The organism is Stenotrophomonas maltophilia group sp. P373, from assembly GCF_053295075.1.
The window spans coordinates 2,313,194-2,333,440 of record NZ_CM129994.1; the positions used below are offsets into that span (position 1 = coordinate 2,313,194).

General features: G+C 64.2%; 16 protein-coding genes. 4 read left to right on the forward strand and 12 right to left on the reverse strand.

Annotated features, from left to right (window positions below):
• Positions 1–41 precede the first annotated feature (41 nt).
• Together ACSYHF_RS10785 and ACSYHF_RS10790 are read left to right on the forward strand one after the other, a co-directional pair.
• On the forward strand, positions 42–2,237 hold the full coding sequence (locus tag ACSYHF_RS10785) for a TonB-dependent receptor (RefSeq protein WP_447575617.1): 2,196 nt from the start codon (positions 42–44) through the stop codon (positions 2,235–2,237).
• A gap of 208 nt (positions 2,238–2,445) precedes the next feature.
• On the forward strand, positions 2,446–3,834 hold the full coding sequence (locus ACSYHF_RS10790; protein WP_447575618.1) for a phosphatase PAP2 family protein: 1,389 nt from the start codon (positions 2,446–2,448) through the stop codon (positions 3,832–3,834).
• Between the two features lie 115 nt (positions 3,835–3,949).
• Here the strand turns inward: ACSYHF_RS10790 and ACSYHF_RS10795 are convergent, their stop codons facing one another.
• Positions 3,950–4,321 carry a hypothetical protein gene (locus ACSYHF_RS10795; protein ID WP_447575619.1) on the reverse strand — a complete coding sequence of 124 codons (372 nt, stop codon included), beginning with the start codon at positions 4,319–4,321 and terminating at the stop codon, positions 3,950–3,952.
• Positions 4,322–4,856: 535 nt separating this feature from the next.
• On the opposite strand from ACSYHF_RS10795, the gene ACSYHF_RS10800 reads away from it, so the two are divergent.
• On the forward strand, positions 4,857–5,912 hold the full coding sequence (locus ACSYHF_RS10800; protein ID WP_447575620.1) for a fimbrial protein: 1,056 nt from the start codon (positions 4,857–4,859) through the stop codon (positions 5,910–5,912).
• A gap of 53 nt (positions 5,913–5,965) precedes the next feature.
• Positions 5,966–6,652, forward strand: a complete 687-nt coding sequence (locus ACSYHF_RS10805) for a fimbrial biogenesis chaperone (protein ID WP_447575621.1) — start codon at positions 5,966–5,968, stop codon at positions 6,650–6,652.
• A 6-nt stretch (positions 6,653–6,658) separates the two neighbouring features.
• Here ACSYHF_RS10805 and ACSYHF_RS10810 read toward each other — a convergent pair whose 3' ends face one another.
• The 11 genes from ACSYHF_RS10810 to ACSYHF_RS10860 all read right to left on the reverse strand — a co-directional run bounded on the left by ACSYHF_RS10810 (position 6,659) and on the right by ACSYHF_RS10860 (position 20,244).
• The gene (locus ACSYHF_RS10810) at positions 6,659–7,411 is read right to left on the reverse strand and encodes a fimbrial biogenesis chaperone (RefSeq protein ID WP_447575622.1); all 753 of its coding nucleotides are present in this window, start codon (positions 7,409–7,411) and stop codon (positions 6,659–6,661) included.
• 49 nt (positions 7,412–7,460) lie between these two features.
• On the reverse strand, positions 7,461–8,546 hold the full coding sequence (locus ACSYHF_RS10815) for a hypothetical protein (RefSeq protein ID WP_447575623.1): 1,086 nt from the start codon (positions 8,544–8,546) through the stop codon (positions 7,461–7,463).
• 46 nt (positions 8,547–8,592) lie between these two features.
• The gene (locus ACSYHF_RS10820) at positions 8,593–11,172 is read right to left on the reverse strand and encodes a fimbria/pilus outer membrane usher protein (protein ID WP_447575624.1); all 2,580 of its coding nucleotides are present in this window, start codon (positions 11,170–11,172) and stop codon (positions 8,593–8,595) included.
• A gap of 87 nt (positions 11,173–11,259) precedes the next feature.
• Positions 11,260–11,988 carry a fimbrial biogenesis chaperone gene (locus tag ACSYHF_RS10825; protein WP_447575625.1) on the reverse strand — a complete coding sequence of 243 codons (729 nt, stop codon included), beginning with the start codon at positions 11,986–11,988 and terminating at the stop codon, positions 11,260–11,262.
• A 56-nt stretch (positions 11,989–12,044) separates the two neighbouring features.
• Entirely contained in the window at positions 12,045–12,566 is a 522-nt protein-coding gene (locus ACSYHF_RS10830) for a fimbrial protein (protein ID WP_447575626.1), read from the reverse strand.
• Positions 12,567–12,930: 364 nt separating this feature from the next.
• Entirely contained in the window at positions 12,931–13,662 is a 732-nt protein-coding gene (locus tag ACSYHF_RS10835; protein ID WP_447575627.1) for a fimbrial biogenesis chaperone, read from the reverse strand.
• A gap of 6 nt (positions 13,663–13,668) precedes the next feature.
• A complete protein-coding gene (locus ACSYHF_RS10840) occupies positions 13,669–14,553 on the reverse strand; it encodes a fimbrial protein (protein ID WP_447575628.1) in 885 nt (294 codons plus the stop codon).
• A 481-nt stretch (positions 14,554–15,034) separates the two neighbouring features.
• A complete protein-coding gene (locus ACSYHF_RS10845; RefSeq protein WP_447575629.1) occupies positions 15,035–15,754 on the reverse strand; it encodes a fimbrial biogenesis chaperone in 720 nt (239 codons plus the stop codon).
• A gap of 9 nt (positions 15,755–15,763) precedes the next feature.
• Positions 15,764–16,816: a hypothetical protein gene (locus ACSYHF_RS10850; RefSeq protein ID WP_447575630.1), complete on the reverse strand. Its 1,053-nt coding sequence runs from the start codon at positions 16,814–16,816 to the stop codon at positions 15,764–15,766.
• A 31-nt stretch (positions 16,817–16,847) separates the two neighbouring features.
• Positions 16,848–19,436, reverse strand: a complete 2,589-nt coding sequence (locus tag ACSYHF_RS10855; protein WP_447575631.1) for a fimbria/pilus outer membrane usher protein — start codon at positions 19,434–19,436, stop codon at positions 16,848–16,850.
• Between the two features lie 79 nt (positions 19,437–19,515).
• Complete coding sequence (locus tag ACSYHF_RS10860; protein ID WP_447575632.1) at positions 19,516–20,244, reverse strand: fimbrial biogenesis chaperone; 729 nt, start codon at positions 20,242–20,244, stop codon at positions 19,516–19,518.
• Positions 20,245–20,247: the final 3 nt, after the last annotated feature.

Consider the following 20,247-nt stretch of genomic DNA (forward strand, 5'->3'; position numbering starts at 1 on the left):
GCGCCAGGCGCGCTCGCGCCCAAGATTCACAGGACCCTGGCATGACCACGTACCCCTCCTCTTCCCCGCAGAACCGCGCTGCCGCCGCGCCATGCGGCCAAGCGCATCTGCACGGCCTGGCCCGGCGCTACCGCGCATCGGCGCTCGCGCTTGGCCTGATGGCATCGTGCGCCGCGCTGGCCGACACCGCGCCGTCCACCCTGCCCTCGGTGCAGGTGCAGGAACAGCGCCGCGTGACCGGCGACTATGCCGGCGGTCAGGTGGCCGCCGGCGGCCGTATCGGCCTGCTCGGCGACAAGGATTTCATGGACACGCCGTTCAGTACGGTCAGCTATACCGAGTCCTTCATCCGCGACCGCCAGGCCAAGGACCTGACCGACGTCATCGCCGCCACCGACCCCACCGTCTTCAGCAACGGCGTCACCGGCGCATGGAGCGAGAACTACGCAATCCGCGGCTTCGCCTCCAACACCAGCGACACCACCTTCAACGGGCTGAGTGGCATGGCGCCCTACTACCGCACCTCGCCGGAAATGTTCGAACGCATCGAGGTGCTGAAGGGCCCGTCCGCGCTGCTCAACGGCATGCCGCCGGGCGGCTCGGTCGGTGGCAGCGTCAACCTGGTCCCGAAGCGTGCCGGCGATCAACCGCTGCTGCGGGTCAGTGCCAACTTCGCCTCCGACGCGCAGTTCGGCACCCACCTGGATATGGGCCGTCGCCTGGGCGCCGACAGGCAGTTCGGCATCCGCTTCAACGGTGCCTACCGTGATGGTGACGGCGCAGTCGGCAAGCAGAGCAAGAAGGTACAGCTCGGTTCGCTGGCACTGGACTGGCGCGGCGAACGTATGCGGCTGTCGGCCGATCTGTACAGCGCCGATGACCGTGTTGATGGCCCCGCACGTGGCGTCGGCCTGGCACCCGGCGTCGCCATTCCGCGGCCGCCGCGTGGCGATACGCTGATCAACCCGGACTGGGCCTACGTGGACAGCCAGGACAAGGGCGCGATGCTGCGCGGCGAACTGGACATCAGCGATAGCCTGATGGCCTACCTGGCCTATGGCACCACCAAGACCGACTACCGCTACAACGGCTCGATCAGCGCGCAGATCCTCAATCCGGCCGGCGACTTCACCACGGTGATCGGCCAGCTCGCCTTCGATATCAGGAAGCAGTCCGGAGATGCCGGCCTGCGCGGTTCGTTCCACACCGGCAGCGTCGGCCATCAGTGGGCTGCCAATGTGACCCACTACCAGCACACCCAGAACGACTACGGCCGCCGCAGCGTGCCGGGCTGGGACTGGACCACCAACCTCTACAACCCGGTGTGGGGCCGGGCCGCGCCGTTCGTAGCGCCGCACATCTCGCATACCGGACTGCGGCTGGACAGCATCGGCTTCGCCGACACCTTGTCCTTTGCCGATGAACGTGTGCAGCTGACGCTGGGTGTGCGCCGCCAGCAGGTGGTCAGCGAGACCTTCAACGTGGCCACGGGTGCACGCACCTCACGCTACGACGAGAGCGCCACCACCCCGGCAGCGGCGCTTCTGGTGAAGGCGACCGACACGGTCTCCCTCTACACCAACTACATCGAAGGCCTCAGCCAGGGCGCCACCGCGCCGATGACCGCCGCCAATGCCGGTGATGTGTTCGCACCGTTCCGCACCAAGCAAAGGGAGCTGGGCCTGAAGCTGGACCTGGGCCGCTTCGCGCACACCTTCAGCGTGTACGAGATGAAGCGGCCGAGCAGCTACACCGACCCGGTCACGAATATTTTCTCGTTTGGCGGCGAGCAACGTAACCGGGGTGTGGAATGGGGCTTCTTCGGTGCACCGATGGACGGCGTGCGCCTGCTCGGTGGCGTGGCCTATGTGCAGCCGAAGCTGACCCGCACGGCCGGTGCCGTGAATGAAGGGCGCATCGCCACCGCCGTGGCGCAGCGGCAGGCCAAGCTGGGCGTGGAGTGGGATGTGCCTGCGCTGGAAGGCCTGACCCTGGCAGGTAATGCCACGTCGATGTCGAAGCAGTACATCAGTGCCGACAACCGCCTGTCGGTGCCGGGGCGGACGTTGTTCGACGTGGGGGCGCGCTACAGCACCACACTGGCCGGCAGGCCGCTGGCGCTGCGCGCCACGGTGAACAACGTGACCAACAAGGCGTACTGGGGCATGCCGTTGCTTTCCAGTCTGGCGCTGGGAGCGCCGAGAACGGTGTTGTTGTCGGCGACGATGGATTTCTGAGCTGGCATGGAACTCCTGTAGAGCCGAGCCCATGCTCGGCTCTATTCCATTCCGTCACGCGATCTGCGCCCATCCTCGTTCGCACTGCGGCATGCATCCGTGCATGGCATGGATCCACAAAAACGCACTATCGGATTCGTACGAATCCGATAGTGTCCTTTCCAGCGGGACGCCACCATCGACGTGATCCTCCCCACGCGATGGTGCCATGCCCCTTCCAGCCCTCCCTTTCTTCGCCGTCTCGTTGCGGAATGTGCTGCTCGCAACGCTGCTGTTGGCACCCCAGCTGGCCAGCGCTGCATCGGTCTGCGTCATGCGTTCGGGCGAGCGCATGCTGCTGGTGCAGGATGTCACCTCGCGCTGGCAGCTTCCTGGTGGTACCGCATTGCACGGTGAGCTCCCTCCGCAGACAGCCCTGCGCGAAACGTGGGAGGAGACCGGCCTGCAGATCGCCACCACCGACCTGCTGGAAGACGACGCCGGTGTCCATGTGTTCGCCTGCCGCGCGACCCAGCCCATACAGGTGCAGGGGGCTGCAATAGATGTCCTGGACGCCCCGCATCTCGGGCGCGAGCTCATCCAGGCGCGCTGGGTCACCCGCGACGAAGCCCGCCAGCTGCGCACGCGCTTCCCGCAGCAGCTGGAGCACGCCTATCAGCGCCTGCACGCAGTAGCCGAGAGCGAAGTGCGTCCCGTCGCGCGCTTCGGGGCCGCCTCGGCCTTCCGCCAGGCGGAGCTGGATCGCGTGCAACGCACCCAGCAGTGGCCGGTGCCCGGGCTGGCGGTGGTGGGCAACGCCCTGGGCGAATTCTGGTTCTATCTGCTGGCGATGCCAGTGCTGTGGGTGGCGTTCGGCGCGCAGGCATCCCGCCTGATGCTGATGGCGTTGATGGTGGTCACGCTGGCCGTGCAGAGCATCAAGGTCTTCGCACCGGTGCCGCGCCCCTTCAGCTTCGATGCCACGCTCAGCCTAGCCGGTGCCGCCGGCCCTTCCCTGCCCAGCGGGCACACCACCAGCGCCACCTGCTTCTTCGTGCTGGCCGCACTGTGGTTGTTGGCGCGCCAGAACATCACGGGCAGGTTCAAGACTGCGGCAGTGCTCGGCATCGCGCTGCTGGCCGGGGTAATCGCCGGAATGGCCCGGGTCTGGCTGGGGGTGCACTATTGGAGCGATGTTGTGGCCGGGCTGCTGTTGGGCAGTACGATCGCGGTTGCAATCCATGGGCTGGGGAAGTCGTTGGCACGCGCCAGCCATCCTGCTGCGCGCGAGCGGATCTTCTGGGGTGTCATCGCCGTTACCAGCTTGGCCGTGGGCGTAGCCTGGCAGGCCACGCCGCTGCTGTTGCCATTCTGCGTGGCGGCCGCCTGTGCGGTGGTGCCGCGTGCAACCCAGGAGCGTTCGTCGATGGGCTCGGCAGCATGGCTGCTGGCCGGCCTGCTGGTGCTGGGTGGCGTGTGCCTGCCGATGGCCCAGCGCGCCGAGCCGTTCGTGCTTGCGGCCAGCCTGCAGGCGCTGGTCTACATGGCGCTGGGCGCGTGGGTGGCGTGGGGTGCCAGCGCCGTTACCGCGTGGTGGCCGATGAGACACCACCGGTAGCGTCCACGCATGGCGTGGCTCTCCTGTAGCGCCACGCCATGCTCGGCTGCGTTTTGCCCGGTGAGCCGAGCGTGGGCCCGGCTCTACCTGAACAGCATCCACGCATGGTGCGGATCTACTCGGGGTGCAACCGGAAAATGGCGTGGTTGGTCAGCGCCAGCGCGGCCAACTTCAACCCTTCCATCACGCGGTCGCCCACGTAGTGTTCCGGGCCACCGTTCTGGCGGGCGCGCTCGGCGGCCAACAGGATCTCGTTGACGACGCGCAGGCCGGCCAGGGCGCCGTCAGTGTCGGCCAGGGCCAGGCAGCGGCCGGGCAATTGATGGCGCTCGGGCCAAGGCTGACCGTCGGCGGCCACGCCGCGGCCGATCTGGTGCAGCAGCGCGATCAGGTTGTTGGGATCGGGCTTTGCCGTGTCTTCCTCGCCCTCATCGGCGTTGGCCGGGGCGTACCGGGTGCGCAGAGGGGAAATATCCGATGGGTTCATGGCAGGTCTCCGTACAAGCTACGGTGTCACCGCCCTTAACAAAGGCGGCGGGACGGTACGTGGCTGGAAACCGGGACGATTGGGCGTTGACCGGCGGGTGCACTCGCGTGCACCCCCACGCACCGCCCCGCCATAACGCGCAGACGGATTGCCAGCCGGCGCCACACAAGGCGACGCCGGCTGGCAAGCGTTTACTGCCCAATCGATACGGGTTTCCAGGCCCGGCCACCCTTTTCCGGTGGCAACCCATCATGCGCACACCCGGCTTGCCGTCAGCAAGCGCTGCGGTGCACAGACGGAGACATTCATGCAGCGGCCGGCATTGTCGCATACCGGCCATTCCCCGTGTTCCGGGCCTTGGCGTGGACTACCGGCCCCGATGCGACAGTTGCCCGCCGCGCTCGACGTCGCAACGGCATGATCTCATTCGCGACAGCCAGCACGTCGCTCCCGACATCGCGATGCCCGCCCTACCCGGCTGGTCGTTGCGGCCGCTTTGCGCTACCGTCCGCCAAGGCAGCACAGGAGAACGTTGGTGGCAGGGCATAAGCAGACAGGACACCGTTCACTTGGCCGAGGACCGGCCTGGCTGTTGCTGGGCCTCCTCGCCGCCTGCCCCGCCGTCCACGCCTGCACCGCCGGCCCGGCCAAATGGGTGCCAGCCACCCCCGGTCTGTACGACAGTTACAGCACCGGCGAGGTGGTGGTCGACTGGGTAACCGTTGATGTCAACTACCTGGTTGATTGCGCCCCACTCTCCACGGCCTACCTTTCCTTCCGCTCCAACAAACGATTCGTGGGCTTCCATGATGGCCAGATGACCTTTGCCACCGACCATGAAGGCATTGGCATCCAACTGCAGTTTCGATACATCCGCTCCATTTCCAGCTCAGGTACACCCGATCTATCCGACTGGCAGAACGCGGCGACGGCGGCAACGGCCTATACGGCGCATGCCGAGTACATCAAGGGCAACCCCACAGTGTCGCTGCCGATCGGCGTTCGATTCCGCTTCGTGGCGCTGCGCGATTTCGATGGGGAGGACATCCTGATGGAGGACGAAGAGCCGCTGCTTGTGGCTGACAGGACCTACGGGCAGTCGCTCAACCAGCTGACGGTGGAGGGCGTGCGGCGCCGCGCAAGGGTCAAAGCCAGCTGCGAGTTCGGCACTGCCCCGCCCCCGAATGTACAGCTCCCCCGAACCACAACGGCCGATCTGAGCAACCCAGGCGACACTGGTCCGGCTGCAGAGTTTTCATTCTCGTGGCGGTGCCGCGCAGGCAACGAGGGACACTCTGGCCGTGGCGACCTCTGGTTCGACTCCCCCGCCAAGATCAAGGACCAGCCCGGGCGACTGACCACCACTGGAGACGCCGAAGGCGTGGACATGCTGGTGACCCTGAGGCGGGCGGACGGCAACGAAACGCCCATCCAGTTCCGAGAGTGGTACGCCGACATCCTGATGCCCGGGGCGCGCGGACTGCCCAGTACCGGCAGCCAGGCAATGCAGGTACGGTTCATCCGTAACGCCAACGCACTGAAGCCAGGCTCTGCCCACAGCAGCCTGACAATCACGACCGTTCCCTACTAGCCCCTTGCATGCGACACCTGGTCCTTATTGCTGTTGTTACGCTTGCCACAACCGTGCCCGCTGCGCGAGCCGATCTGCGCGTCGGCGCTACCCGGGTGGTGCAGCACGCAGCCGACCCTGCCCCGGCGTCGATCAGGATCCGCAACATCGGCACACGGCCCTCACTGGTACAGGCCTGGATTGATGAGGGAGACGCGCATGGCAACGCGCCGATTGAACAGCTGCGAACGGCCTATATCGTCACGCCTCCGGTATTCCGCCTGGACGAGGGCCGTACCCGCGACGTGCAGGTGCGTTCGGCCGATACGCGGTCATTGCCGGCTGACCGGGAATCACTGCTGTGGATCAACCTGCTGGATCTGCCCACCCGCAGCGGGAAGGATGCCCCGCTGGACATTGCCATGCGTTGGCGACTGAAACTCTTTCATCGACCCGCAGGCCTGCCGGGCAGCGCCATCGACGCCCCGGGCCAGCTGCAGTGGCGGTTGCTGGCGAAGGAAGGCCAGATGCAGTTGCGGGCCGATAATCCCAGCCCCTACTTCGTCAGCCTGGCTGAACTGTCATTGGGCACGACGCGCGTGGCACTGGAGGCCGACCGGGCACAGATCCCGCCCAGAGGGTCATGGGTGGTCGGTGTGGCAGCCGCAGCGGCAGAGACTGCCGGTCCGCTTCCGTTGCGGTTTATCTGGCTGGATGACGACGGCCTGGACCATGAAGCACAGGCCGTTGTCCGGCCGTAATTCGTATCACAAGGCGGCGCACCACGGCTGCTCGCAGCGTACTGTTGCCTGCAGCGTCTGCGCATTGCCCGCGTCATCCACCCAGCTCCCCTTCAACTGGAGCGAGCCTTTTCCGAGCGCTTCCGGCACCGGCACCGACCACGTCGACAGTGGCTTCACTACATCCTCCGCTGCGACTTCGATGGATTGCGCCCCCAGCTCAAGCGCGATGATGCTGACGTGGTAGGCCGACGGATTACGCGCCACCAGCGCCGTGCTGCCTGGCCCGGTGCCCTGCAGTTCCCATTGCAGCTGCGCAGGCGCATCATCTGCCTTGCCCGGCAGCCCCGCCGGCCGATGCAGCAGCTTGACCCGCACACGCACGGCGATGTCCATGTTGACGCCCGCCTCACCGGGCTTCTTCTTGCTGGCCGGCACGCTGAGCATGTTGAGCCAGTACAGCGATTCGCGATCCACCGGCACGCCGGCCGATCCCAGCCAGTTCACACTGATATCGCGATTGCCGTCCGGCTGCAGCGTGAACAGCGGGGGCGCGGCAAAGAAAGGAAAGCGCCGGCTGCTCTGTTCCTGTCCCTCCGCCCCGTCGTCTACCCACGACTGGATCAATGCGGGCACCTTTCCGTAGTTCCAGACGCGCATCGACACCGTGCGCGCGTCTGCCTCGTGCACCAGGCGGGTCTCCTGGATACCAATATCCGCCCGGCCCAACGGCGCCGCCAGCAGCAGCGCTACGACCAACACTGGCTTCAGTCGATGCATGTCGTCCTCCTCTGTCCCCGGGGGGGCACGGTGCAAACCGGCCTCGGCGCTAGCGGTGGGTGAGCGAAATGGTAATGCTGCCATTGGCGGGGCCTGTCTTCAGCGCGCCTGCTGTACGCACATAGCGCACGTCAAGATACTCCCACCCATGCCAGTTGTAACCGGTATAGACTTTTCCGAACTCCAGCGGGGTCTTCGTACCACCAAAGGTGTTGGTACGTCTCACCTCCAGCACCACGCCTTCCGCCGCGCCAGGATCCGCCTTCACCGCCATCTGCCCCTGCCCGAGCCCGACGGTCGGGGTGCCTGCGGTGTAGACGATACTGGGTTCGACCCAACCATCATCATGATTGCAGGACCAGTCCCATTTGAGCTCTACCGCGGGGCCGCTGGCTCCAGGGGTCTGGAGCATCGGAGCGGTGGTGAGCGGCATGTTTAGTGTGCTGGGAATGTTCGCGGAATGGAAACGGCAACGTGCTGGCTGCGGAGGGGTGTGCGCGAGTTTGGTGTGACGCTGGGTGATCTTGTAGCCCTGCTGCTCTCCACCTGGCTTCTCGAAGCGCCAGCGATGGGGAACCGCCTCGATGGATGTGACCCCACTCAGATCTGCAAGCGGAATATATTGGTACCAGATCTTGATCTCCATCTTGCCATCCACGCTGGCGGTCCGGATCAGATTGGCCTGGCCTGACTTCACTTTGATTGCCTCGCTCCAGTCGCCCGAAGCAACGCGCCCTGCCGCGAGGAACTGAATGCCCAGACGCTTCGCGCCACTGTCTGCAACGTACACCTCCGCGCCATCAAATATCGTGCCCGTGGGCGTGAGATCAGGTTGCAGGTCCAGCTCATAGTGGGTGCCATCCATGCAGCCCTCATAGACGACGTTGGCAGGCGATGCCGCAGTTCCCCAGATCAAGGTCCAGCCATACAGCGGTTTGTCCAGCCCCTCATAGACCCAACCCTTCGGCGGACTGGCAGGATCCGGATACTGGCTGGAATTCACAGGGGTACAGGCTGCGGCAGTCCAGCAGGCCGCCAGCGCGGCGCCTGCCGCGAGCGCCTGGAACACGCGCCGCCACCCCTGCATGCGGCCAAACGGCCGGTTGGTGTTGGTAATTTCAATGTGGCTGTACATGAGCCTGTCCTCGAGTTCGTGTGATTCGTTGGCACATACGTGCCGTTCAATTCGGCGATCGGTGTGCAACGTCGTATCCGCTATCGTTCGCGGTGGTGTCGGCAACTGTTGCCGATGCTGGCGTGCAGATGCTGGTGTGGATCGGTGCATCGCCCGCCGCGGCCAGGTCATAGGCGATGGTGCAACCACGTTGCCCACCAGCGCGATGGTCGACACGCAACAGCCCCTTCTCGTTGATGCCGCGTACCCACAGCCGGCTGCCCTGCCCCACGATACCGACGACCTGGCCGTCCTCATCGTAGACATCCAGGCCGAACGGCAGCACCTGGCCCTGGCCGTCAAGCGCCTCGATCAGGGCACTGCGGCCGACCGAGGTGGGGATGACCATCTTCACCACCGCACCGGCGGTCGGCACAGCGGTGGTCGAGCCGGATTTCAGCTCCACGTCCATGGGCAGGCCCTTCGGGTCCACCGATACTTCGTTGTGCTGGTAGGCGCTGAGGTAAGGTACCACCGCATAGCCCTTGCTGTTGGTGCGAAGGCCCAGGCCGTGGCCCACAGCCGCGTTGGCTGCGCCAGGAACATGCAGCAGACCGACCGTATCGCCGGTGCGCTGGGACAGCGCAACGCCCTCGCCGTGCACAACCATGCTGCCACTGGCAGACACCCCCAGGGTCTGGCCCCCGGCGCTGCGGTTCCATGAGGCGCCCACGGTCGCGCTCGACCCCATGTAACCGACGCTAGCGCCCATATCGCGGGCATGAGCCGACTGGCCGTATGACAGGTTGTAGCTGCCCTGCTGCCTCGCACCAAACTGCCCATCCAGATTGGCCTGGAAGCTGGTACCGGCGCCGCTCGTGCTCACGCTGGTGCTGGCGCGCGGTGCCGACGGGGCCCGCCCCAGCGGCAGATAGATGCTCAGGTTGGCGCTGTCGCTCGCCTTGGTCGGTCCGCCAGACAACGATGACGTCAAGGTACGGCGCGCATTGATGTTGTACGACGCCGGCCCCAGCCGCCCGCTGTAGCCCACGGAGAAATTTGTGCTGCGTTGATCGGTATTCCAATAGTCGGCCGTGCTGCCCTGCATATACAGGGACCCCTGGCCGAAACGGTGGCTCAACGTGAGGTCCAGGCGGCTGCGCTGGCGGGAAATACCCTGGCCGGTTTCGCCCGCAGCAAGGGCACTCTGCAGCCGCGCCGCGTCGCTGAAATCGAGATAGCCATCCGTGGAATAGCGGTACGCGGCCAGGTTCAGGCTGGTCGCATCGCTGAGCCGGCGGCTGTATGCCAGCCGATAGGACTGGCCCTGCATGCGACGGCCAAACCCTTCCACATCCGAACTGAAGCGCGTGTCGGAGAAGGTCACGTCGCCGGAGAACGCACCTATGCGGGTATTCACCGCCCCGCCCAGCACCATCGCGCCATAGCCTTCGCCCAGCAGCACGCCGGCGTAGCCGGTAAATCCGTTGCTTACACCGCGGCGCAGCGTCGCCTGTACGAAGGTGGGCGCGTCGGTGCGCTCGTCACGAAGCTGGCCGGCGGTGACACTGAAGCGGTTCTGGCCTTCACGCAACAGGCCGGGGACCGCTGCGTACGGCACGGTGAACGACTCCACCCGGCCGTCGGCCTCGGTGACGACCACATCCAGGTCGCCGCCACCGGCCGCATTGCGCAGATCGTCAATTTCAAACGGACCAGGTGCCACGGTGGTCTCGTAGATGACATGGTCACGCTGGCGGATGGTAACGCGCGCATGGGTCTGTGCTACGCCACGGATGATCGGGGCATAGTTGCGGGCGGTATCCGGCAGCATGCGCGGGTCGGTACGCATATTGGCGCCGGTATAGCCGAAGCCGGTGAACAGGTCCCCTTCCGTGCTGGCTTCGCCCAGCGTCAGCTGGGCGTTGAAACGACGGATCTCGCGCTGGGCATAGGTCGTACCGGCGTCATACGACGCCTTGCTGCCGCTACTCTTGGAGAAGTAGCCGGAATGGCGCAGCCGCCACGCGCCCAGGTTCACACCAGCATCGATGCTGCCGCCGGTATAGCTGGATCTCACACCGCCATACTCGGCCATGCTGTGGCTGACGCTGTAGTTCAGCAGCATGGCATTGATGCCCGAATCCCAACGCGACGGATCCACCCAACCACTGTTTCGTGCCACATAGGCGTGCGGAACACTGACGTCCAGCATCTGCTGGGCGGTATCCAGGTTCATCGTAGAGGACGGCACAAAGCGCGCGATATCTTCGCAGGTCACGCCTTCCGGCAACGGCAGCAGGTCCGCATGCTCGGCCTTGCCGCGCAGGTCGTCAATCTTGCTGGTATGCAGGCCCATCATTTCGAACAGCTCCGACGACAGGCACAGCCGGTCCACGCCGTCTACCGCGCGCACTTCCACGTCATGCTTGCCAACGATGGTTCCATTCACCCGCACATCCACGGTGTAGATGCCTGGCAGGTGGCCCTCACGTTCAAAGCGGCTGACATCGATGTCGCCGTAGAGCAGATCGGTATTGAACTCCAGCGACGGCGCCGCCATCGCTGCTGCCGGAAGCAGCGCGACGAGCAGTGCCGCAGCGAGGCGATGCGGACGCAGCGGAGTTGTCGTCGGGAGTCGGTTCATGGCGAATTCCTGGCGTTAGGCAAAAAGGGTCCCGTGGGCCCTCTTGCGAGGGCCGCAGGCAGACGTTTCAGTGGGTTCAGGCGCGAATCAGGGACGGTGCAACGGCGAAGTCAACGTTGCCGTACGGCCCTTCTCCGTTCTGTATTCGATCGAAATATCAGTGGTCAGTGCGTTGTACTCCGCCTGGCTGAGCCGATAGGTCGAGCTGGCAAAGGGCGTAATCAGGCCACCTTCTATGGGTTGGCTACTGCCGACGGATACAAGGCTGACGTGGTAGGGCGTGGGATTGTCCGCACGCAGCGACCATGCTTGCGCCTCGCGCACCAGCGACCACTTCAGCTTCTTCGGCGCATCTGCAGCACCCGCCGAGCTGAGGCCCTGTGGGCGGTAGTACAGCGGGAAACGCGATCGCACTGCCAACTGCAACTGCGGATCTGTAGTTGCTTCCGTGGCCGGAACGTCCAGCAGGTTCAGGTAATACAGGCCCTCGCGGTCCTGGGCAGCAGGCTGGCCGGCACTGACGATGCGCAGCACCTGCTCGCCGCCGGCACCGACGCGCGCCACGGGCGGGCGGATGACAAACGGCACATTCGACGGGCTGGCCGGAGTACTGTTCGCGTCGCCATCGTCAATCCAGGACTGGACAAGAGACGACGTCTGGTCGGGGTTCATCAGTCGAACTGTGAGTTCGCTCTCCTCGGCGGACAGATGGAAGCGGGTTCCGTCCACCACCACACCCGCGTGTGCAGAGGCTGACAGAGCCGCCAGCGTGACAAGCATTGACGCGAGCATGGCCGGGCGTGGATTGCGCTTCATGATTGTTCCTCCAGGAAGGGGCGCCCAGACCCGTGCGGGCGTGGGCGCCGGGGTGTTCACGGGGTGTAGTCCACGTTGATCAGCAGGGGGGCGCTGAAGGAGCCTTCGGTCACGTCAGCGCTGTCGGCTTTGGCGAAGCGCGCCTGCAACGGAATGCTGATCGTGCCGTCGGCGGTCAGCGATTCATTGTGGGAATGGCTCCAGAGGTTCAGGTCGCCACTGGTGTTGCCCACCGCCAGGACGACATTGGTGGCAGCCCCGGCAGCGGCCTTGTTGGTCAGGCGACCGTTGGCATCGAGAGCGCTTTCCGCGAAGGTAAAGGTGTAGTTCGCGATGGGGCACGGCTTGCCCGTGTCGCCGAACTGAATCGTGAAGGGCTGCTTGGGAGCGCGGTCATCGTTGATCTCGTGGGCGAACACCGTCGGCAAGGTGAGCGTGGTCCCGCTGCCATTGATGGTCGCGGAGCAGGACATGGCCTTGATCTCGCCGGTGAAGTTGACGGTCGCTTCCGCGGCGGAAGCCGAAGCGACCGCGCCCAGCGAGAGGGCGGCGGACAGGGCAAGTGCAAGCTTGTTCATGATGATGAATTTCCTTTGATCGGTTTGAGGTTAGGGTTCAAGCCGCACTGTGCTGGGGCTTGAGCGAAGGGCGTCTGCCTTCGAGAAGAGATGCTAAAAGCGACAGGAATTGGCAGGCATAGGACCGGTACTAAAGGCAATCGCCATGCTCAGCCCAGACGAAGCCATTCAGGCTGAAAGCAATGCGTTGCAAGGCCCCGAGCCCCGCCGCCCGGCCCGCGGGAGGTGTAGGACGTTATCCAGACAGGCGCCCGCTGGCCCGCAAAAGGCCGGGCCTTATCGATCGCCCCCTACCGGAAACGAAAACACCGCCCAGAGGGCGGTGTTGATCTCACAAGTCTATCTACAACGAGGACGCAGGCGCCTAGAGCACTCGCTGCTCCGCGTGCAGCACGCCGTCGTCGTTCACCCATTCGTAGCGCACCCCTGTCAGCGGGCCGGCAAACCCTTCGGGCAATGCCAGTGTGCGGGCTTCGCCGGGCGCCAGATAGAAGGCATCCACGCTGCGCTCGCCAGCGGCGGAGAGCAGCGTCATCGTGGCGAGATTGAAGTAGTGACGTGCGGCATTGCGCAGTTCAAGCCCATTTGGCCCGCGTTCCATCGCCACCTGGGCATCGGGATCCACCGGCGCCCCCAGGCCCTTGGGACGATAGAACAGCTTCATGCGGAAGCGAATGGCCACCTGCACAACACTGTCACTGAGCTTAGCCTCGCGTGCGGGCACATCCACCACATTCACCCAATAGAGCTGCTCCTGCTCGCCTGCCGGAAGCTGCGCGGCGATGCCTCTTATCCGCAGTGCATGCGATGCCCCCGGATCCAACCGCAGCATGGGCCGGTCAAGAACGAAGGGTGCCTTCGATGCTTCCGGGGTCTGCTGAAGGTTGCCGTCTGACACCCACGCCTGAACCAGCGATGCGCGCTCGCCTTCATTCTTCAGCTGCAAGGCTACCTCACGCTGGCCCGCCGCGTAGATCACCCGCGTGCCTTCGACGGTCACGTCTGCTTTTGCACCGGCTGCCAGTAGCAGCAGCGACAACACGCCGCCGCAGCAGGTCGCCTGTAGCCAGGTCTTCGTTCGGTCGAGACAGGACATGAGACCTCAGGGGAACGTCAGGCTGAAGGTCAGCCCCGCATTGGCGGGACCGGGCGTGATGGCCGGCAGCGTCTGCCGATAGCGCACACCAAAGCTCTTGCGCAGGATCTCGGCATTGGCCGAGCCCCGGCCAAACTCATCTGACCCATAGAAACGCATTGGCGAACCATCGCCGTTGAGGAACTGATAGCCAACACCGACCACGCCGCCGCTGGCCTCGGCCATGCCCTGTTCGGCATCCAGCACCACCGTGGTGGGAACCACCTGATAATCCACCCGCCCGACACCGGCCTCACAGTCGAGCACCAGCTCATAGCTGCGTTCGCCGGCAGTGGATCCCACACCCTTGAATGCAGCCACCGGCACGAACCCCATATTGATCTCCTGCGTGCGCATGCGGCAGCTCGGACGATCCTGTATCTTCAGTGTCGTTGCGCCCACCCAGAGTTGATGACGCATTGGCCCCGTACCCCCTTCGTAAAGGCGGGACTCGATCACCATTTCGCGGTTGCTGGTGCCGCTGCCATGGGCGATGTTGCCGGTACGGATGTACTTGATCATCAATCGCGCCCCGACCGGTCCGGTGCCGCTGTCACCCTTGTGCAGCACCGCCTCGTAGTAGCCAAGTGCGGACGGACGCCCACGACTACTGCCTGCGTACTCTGCCAGGAACGCCATGCCAACCCCCGCTACGCCGGTCTCGTACACGACGTACTCCGCGCCGCTTTCATGGTAGCGCTGCTTGATGAATCCGCCGTGCGTCTCCATCCGGTAGTCGATCGAGGCGCTCGAATCGCAGCGGAACTCGGTGGTGGCCACTCCTCCGTTGATCGGCAGCCAGGGCGTCAGAGCCGCCCCGACGGGAACGTCGCGGGCAGTGAATTCCACCATCGCGGGGGGGTGGAAATCTGTGTGACCGCCGCCCCCGCTGCACGATGCAGCGGCCGTCGTGCCTGGCACGATGGCCAACAGCGAAAACAAAAACCAGGCCCTACCCGGCCCGCCCCGTGCAAACTTCCTGGAACGTGCAGAAGTGGAAAGCATGCGTGAGTCTGGCACGATGGCGGTGAATGGGACGTGGGCGCACATATACCTTGGCACGCACACCCAACGCAAGCCATGCATATCAGCGGGCAGTTCGCCCGCCCAATTCGGGAGACCGCCCCGATGTCGTGGAGCCTTGCTGCTGACCCACCCCCATAGCAGGTCGCGCACCGCGGCTGCCCGGTTCCGGATCAAGCTCAACGCCGGCCAGAGGAGTTAGAAAAAGTATGGCCGTCCCGCGTTGAACCGGAAACAGCCCAACATTGCAGACCATTGGTCGCCGCAACCCCATCGGCGGTGGTGACAATGCTATCACCGGAGCCACACACTAAGGGCTGGAGACCACGGCCTCACGTTGGTGCGCAATTCCTTCATCGTCAATCCAGGTGAACTCCAACCTTGCTCCTTCCACCTCTTCGTCAAGCGGAAATGACCACGTGGAGAATGGCTTGATCAGCGCATTGGTGGGCTTCAACTCCAACTCCCGCCCGTCCAGGCCCAGTTTGGCCAGGCTTACATGCAAGGCCGAATCGTTACGAGCCCACAGGCGGCTAGTCGCACCGTTTCTGTCCATTCCCCACCGCAGGGACGCAGCCGCCGCTTCCGGGGATCCTTTCAGGCGTGCCGGCCGATGGAAAAGCTTGATTCGCCAACTGACCGCGTAGTCCAGGTTCAGCGTGTCCTCTGCACGCGCAGCAGATGGTACATCCAGGATGTTGATCCAGAATGCAGACTCACGGTCCTGCGGCAGTGCCACCCCCTGGATCCGGCGTAGCAGGATGTCATGATTGCGCCCCGCAGGCAGCCTGAACATGGGCGGCAGTACCATGTACGGAACCTTCAGATCCTCTGGACGTGCCGATTCATTCCCGGCATCGACCCACGCCTGGACCAACGAATCACGCGTGCCTTCATTCCAGACCCGTACTGAAACAACAGAGTCGCCTATCTGAACTGCCCGGGTGCGCTCCACGCCCAGATCAGCACGGGCTTCCAGGCAGCCCCCCATCAGGACAGCCGCGATCAGGACTCTCGTCAAGCAACGCATGACAACACCTCACCAGGGCGTGATATGGATTTTCAACGCGCCGTTCGCCGCGCCGGGAATCAGCGGACTGGCATTGCGGATGTAGCGAACCTCCAGGTATTCACTACCCGTTTCAGCGTTATACCGAATCCACGCACCCGACCGGAGGTCCACGGGCACCATCCTGCCTGCCGCATTACGCCGTACCTGCAGATCAACACCCTGCGCTCCCCCAGTAACGCGCATCCGCCCGTCTGCAGCATCCACTACTGCTGTTCCGGCAGTGTAGTCGATGCCCATCGCCCTTGTTACGCCTTCCATGTTTCCGTAGTCGCAACGGAAGGCCCAGTTGAACCCAGAAGCCCTGCTGGTATCGCCCTCCTTCGGTAGTGACGTCGTATGAGTAAACGGCATTGCAATTCTCCTGCCGTCCACCGTTCCACTGAAACCACAACTCGCACGTCGTGGCGCGTCGAGGCGGAATGCCTCGAACACCCGCTGATTCAAGGTGATACCAAACGTCCGGTCTGTAACGTTCGCGACCTGCGTCCTGCCTACCGATTGGTTGCCGCTGAACGAGCGCAGCGCCACAAATCGCGCCCGGTAGTTCAGCCCGACATACTCGGTATACACGTCGGGGCCCACATAACTGACGGTACTGATGTTGACGGCCGTCGTGGACAGGTTCCTCCACGTCGACCACACAGGTCCACCGGAGCCAACACGTCTCCCGTTGAATTGATACTGGAACTGGATACCCACATTGGCATTGTCGGTGGCAAAGACCGGTATGCCGTCTACCGTGCTGACTGGGCTACCATTGGCAACAATCGACAAGCCGACGCTGGTGTTCGGCGCACACTTTTCCAGATAGGTACCATTCGAACTGCCCGACCAGGGAGTGATCACATCCCCAGCGGAGAATGATTCGAAGTACACAAGGCTTCGAGAATCGATCAGCTCGTCTGTGTCGGCCACGCAGGCAACTGCATCTGCAGCCAGTCCAGTGCCCATCACTGCAGCAGCCAGCATTGCCAGACCATGCCTTATTGCCCTGGGCCTGCCTTTGCAGGGTTCATTCATGAGGTGTTCTCCCTTCATTGCAGTATCTACCTCAGTTCTGAGCGCCGGGAGCCGCCACAACGGGGGACGGTTCGCTTCGCTCGGCGATGCTTGCGCGCAGGCAGCTGCTGATGTACAGCTGATCGCTGGATGTGCCCGCCAAGTCGTAGGCGATCACGCAGCTCCGCTCGTCGTCACCCTGCGGGGCCACCCGCAACTGCCCGCTGTCGTTGATGCCGCGCACCCACAGGCGACTTCCCTGCCCCACCACGCCGACGACCTGACCGGCTTCGTCATAGACATCCAGACCGAACGGCAGCGGTTGGCCGTGGTTGTCCAAGGCTTCGATCAGTGCGCTGCGGCCGCTGGCCGTCGGAATAACCGCCTTGACCACCGCGCCAGCAGTCGGCACCGCCGTCACCGAGCCGCTCTTCAGTTCCACATCCATCGGGAGGCCGGTCGGGTCCACCACAATTTCGTTCATGCGGTAGGCGCTCAGGTACGGCACCACCGCATAGCCACGCTTGTTGGTCTTGACGCCGCGATAGCTACCCACCCCTGCGCCGGGGCCGCCTGGCACATGCACCAGGCCGACGGTGTCGCCCAAACGCTGTGAGAAGGTAATGCCGTCACCGTGCAGAATGACGCCACCGGACGCGGAAAGACCCGCTTGTTGACTGGTGTCGCTGCGGCTCCACGACGCATTGAGGTTGGCCATTGGCGCGGCATAGCCGACATTCGCACCGAGGTTTCGGCTACCTGGCGCCTGACCATAGGACAGGTTGTAACTGCCCTGCATGCCGTCGCCGAAACTGCCATTGACCCCGGCACGGTAGCTTCCACCATTGCGATCACTGTTGACGCTGGCATTCAACCGCGGAGCGGCCGGCGCGCGGCCCAGGGGCACGTTGACGCTCAGATAGGCGCCCGTGCTCTGCTTCTGGCTGCCGGTTTTGAACAGCGACGACTCCAGCGTGCGGCGGGCACTGATGCTGTATGACGCGCGACCCAGCCGGCCGTTGTAGCCCAGCGAGAAATGCGTGGCACGCCGATTCTCGCTCCAGTAATCCGTGGTGCTGCCGTTGAGGAACATCGAGCCCTTCGGCAGACGCTGGTTGACGGTGAGGTCGAGACGACTGCGCTGACGCAGTACGTTGGAACCCGAACTGCCGTTGGCGAAGTCGTCGCGCAGGCGAGCTGCATCGCTGAAGGACAGATAGCCCTGCGTCGAGTATCGGTAGGCCGCCAGGGTGAAGCTGGTTGCCGTATTGAAGCTGCGGCTGTAGGCCAGGCGATAGGACTGACCCTGCATGCGCTTGCTGGCGCCCTCCAGAGGCGACGGCAGCCTTGCATCGGAAAAGGTGACGTCGCCGGAGAATGCGCCGAGGCGGGTGTTCAGCGCTCCGCCAAGAATAATGGCGCCATACCCGTCCGCAATGGTCGCACCGCTAAACGCGGTGAACCCGCTGCTTACGCCCCGGCGCAAGGTAGCTTCAACGAACGCAGGCGAATCGACGGACTCGTTGCGCAACTGGCCAACGGTCAGGCTGCCGCGCTTCTGGCCATGGCGCAGCAACTGCGGCACCGAGGCATACGGCACCACGAAGGTCTCCACGCGGCCGTCGGCTTCAGTGACCTCAACTTCAAGGTCACCACTGCCCGAGGTGTTGCGCAGGTCGTCAATCTCGAAGGGGCCCGGTGCCACCGTCGTCTCGAACACCACACGGCCGGCTTGGCGGATGGTAACGCGCGCGTTGGTCTGTGCCACGCCGCGCACCACGGGCGCGTAGCTGCCGAACACCTCCGGAAGCATGCGCGGATCAGTACGCAGGTTGACGCCGGTGTAGGAGATCGACTCAAAGAGGTCGCCAGCCGTGGACGATTCACCCACCGTCAACTGTGCGTTCAAGGCTCGGATTTCGCGCTCGGCAAAGCTGCGGCTCGCGCTATAGCTGCGATTGCCATTGCTGTCCTGCGAGAAATAGCCGCTATGGCGGAAACGCCACGCCCCCAGATTCACGCCAGCGTCAATGGTCGCGCCGGTGTGGCTGCTCTGGCGGCCGCCGCTTTCTAGGCGGTTGTGATTGACACTGTAGTTGATCAGTGCCGCATTGATGCCGGTTTCCCAGCGATCGGGCGTCACCCAGTTGCTGTGATTCGATCGCAGGTAAGCCTGCGGAATGGAGATCTCCAGCCGTTGCTCCCCGCCGTCCAGGTAGGCGCTGGCGGAAGGAATGAAGCGCGCCAGTGCTTCGCAGGTGGCTCCTTCCGGCAGAGCCAGCAGGTCGCGGCCCTCTTCCTTCTGCCGGTACGTCGCCAGCTTGCCCTCGTCCAGTGACATCAAGGCAAACAACGCCGGCTCCAGGCATAGGCTCACCTCACCGCCGTCCGCCGCACGCACCTCGACGTCCTGACGGCCCACCAGCACATCGTTGACGACGATATCCGCGCTGTAAGTGCCGGGAAGCGGCCCCGAGCTCTGGAAACGGCTCAGATCCAGGCCGGCACCTCCGCCGTGCAGGAAGTCTGCATTGAACTCCAGCGCGGGAGCGGCCGCGGCACTCATCGGCAGCAGTGCGGCAAGCACAGCCGCAGCAAGGCGGTGGTGGCGCAGCAATGTGATGGTAGAGTTCCGGTTCATGGCAATGGTCCACGGCAAAGGCACAGGAAGTCCCAGCGACCTGTGACGCCGTTCTGGGCTGCGGAGTTGAGGCGGCTGATCAGTTCAGCGGTGCTTTCATTTCGATCTGCCCGCCTTGATCGTTGACGAATTCGTACGTCACCTGATTACCAAGGGAGCGATGCTGCGAATCGGTCAGGCGGTACTGGACGCTCGCCAGCGGCGCGACGACACCCGATTGGATGTCCAGATCACCGCCGCCCACACTGACTCGATTCAAGTTGACGTGGTAGGGCGTCGGATTGCGTGCCTCCAGGACATGTCCCTCACTGCCATTGACGAGGGCCCAGGCCAACTGCGCCGGCGCTTTCGCGGCCCCTGCCGCCGAGAGCCCGCTAGGGCGATAGAACAACTTGATGCGGGTGCGGACAATGAGATGCAGTTGACTCTGATCTTGGCCAGCGGCCGCAGCAGGCACATCGCGCGAGTTGAACCAGAACAGGCTTTCGCGGTCCTTCGGAAACTGGCTGCCCATTGCCTGGATGCGGAGTACCTGCGCCCTTCCGCCCTCTACGCGGAAGATGGGCGGACGGATGAGGAAGGGTGCCGAAGCAGTGCTCGGTGTTGCGTCGACGTCTCCGTCATCGATCCAGGTCTGAACAAGGGAAGGAACGTTCCCGTCATTATTGAGGCGGATGCTCACCTCGCGTGACTGTTCTGGATAGACGATGCGGGTTGCACCAAGGATGACGCCCGCAGCGGCCGAATCAATGCAACCCAGACCTGCAATGGTGAACGCGATTGGGGTGAAGATATGAATGCAGCGCATGGC

Bases quoted from the DNA above. Each gene is read 5' to 3' on its own strand.
- ACSYHF_RS10815 (WP_447575623.1), bottom strand. From the start codon at position 8,546: ATGTACAGCCACATTGAAATTACCAACACCAACCGGCCGTTTGGCCGC.
- ACSYHF_RS10835 (WP_447575627.1), bottom strand. From the start codon at position 13,662: ATGTCCTGTCTCGACCGAACGAAGACCTGGCTACAGGCGACCTGCTGC.
- ACSYHF_RS10825 (WP_447575625.1), bottom strand. From the start codon at position 11,988: ATGAAGCGCAATCCACGCCCGGCCATGCTCGCGTCAATGCTTGTCACG.
- ACSYHF_RS10790 (WP_447575618.1), top strand. From the start codon at position 2,446: ATGCCCCTTCCAGCCCTCCCTTTCTTCGCCGTCTCGTTGCGGAATGTG.
- ACSYHF_RS10845 (WP_447575629.1), bottom strand. From the start codon at position 15,754: ATGCGTTGCTTGACGAGAGTCCTGATCGCGGCTGTCCTGATGGGGGGC.
- ACSYHF_RS10850 (WP_447575630.1), bottom strand. From the start codon at position 16,816: ATGAATGAACCCTGCAAAGGCAGGCCCAGGGCAATAAGGCATGGTCTG.
- ACSYHF_RS10830 (WP_447575626.1), bottom strand. From the start codon at position 12,566: ATGAACAAGCTTGCACTTGCCCTGTCCGCCGCCCTCTCGCTGGGCGCG.
- ACSYHF_RS10840 (WP_447575628.1), bottom strand. From the start codon at position 14,553: ATGGTGGAATTCACTGCCCGCGACGTTCCCGTCGGGGCGGCTCTGACG.
- ACSYHF_RS10860 (WP_447575632.1), bottom strand. From the start codon at position 20,244: ATGCGCTGCATTCATATCTTCACCCCAATCGCGTTCACCATTGCAGGT.
- ACSYHF_RS10795 (WP_447575619.1), bottom strand. From the start codon at position 4,321: ATGAACCCATCGGATATTTCCCCTCTGCGCACCCGGTACGCCCCGGCC.
- ACSYHF_RS10810 (WP_447575622.1), bottom strand. From the start codon at position 7,411: ATGCATCGACTGAAGCCAGTGTTGGTCGTAGCGCTGCTGCTGGCGGCG.
- ACSYHF_RS10820 (WP_447575624.1), bottom strand. From the start codon at position 11,172: ATGAACCGACTCCCGACGACAACTCCGCTGCGTCCGCATCGCCTCGCT.
- ACSYHF_RS10855 (WP_447575631.1), bottom strand. From the start codon at position 19,436: ATGAACCGGAACTCTACCATCACATTGCTGCGCCACCACCGCCTTGCT.
- ACSYHF_RS10785 (WP_447575617.1), top strand. From the start codon at position 42: ATGACCACGTACCCCTCCTCTTCCCCGCAGAACCGCGCTGCCGCCGCG.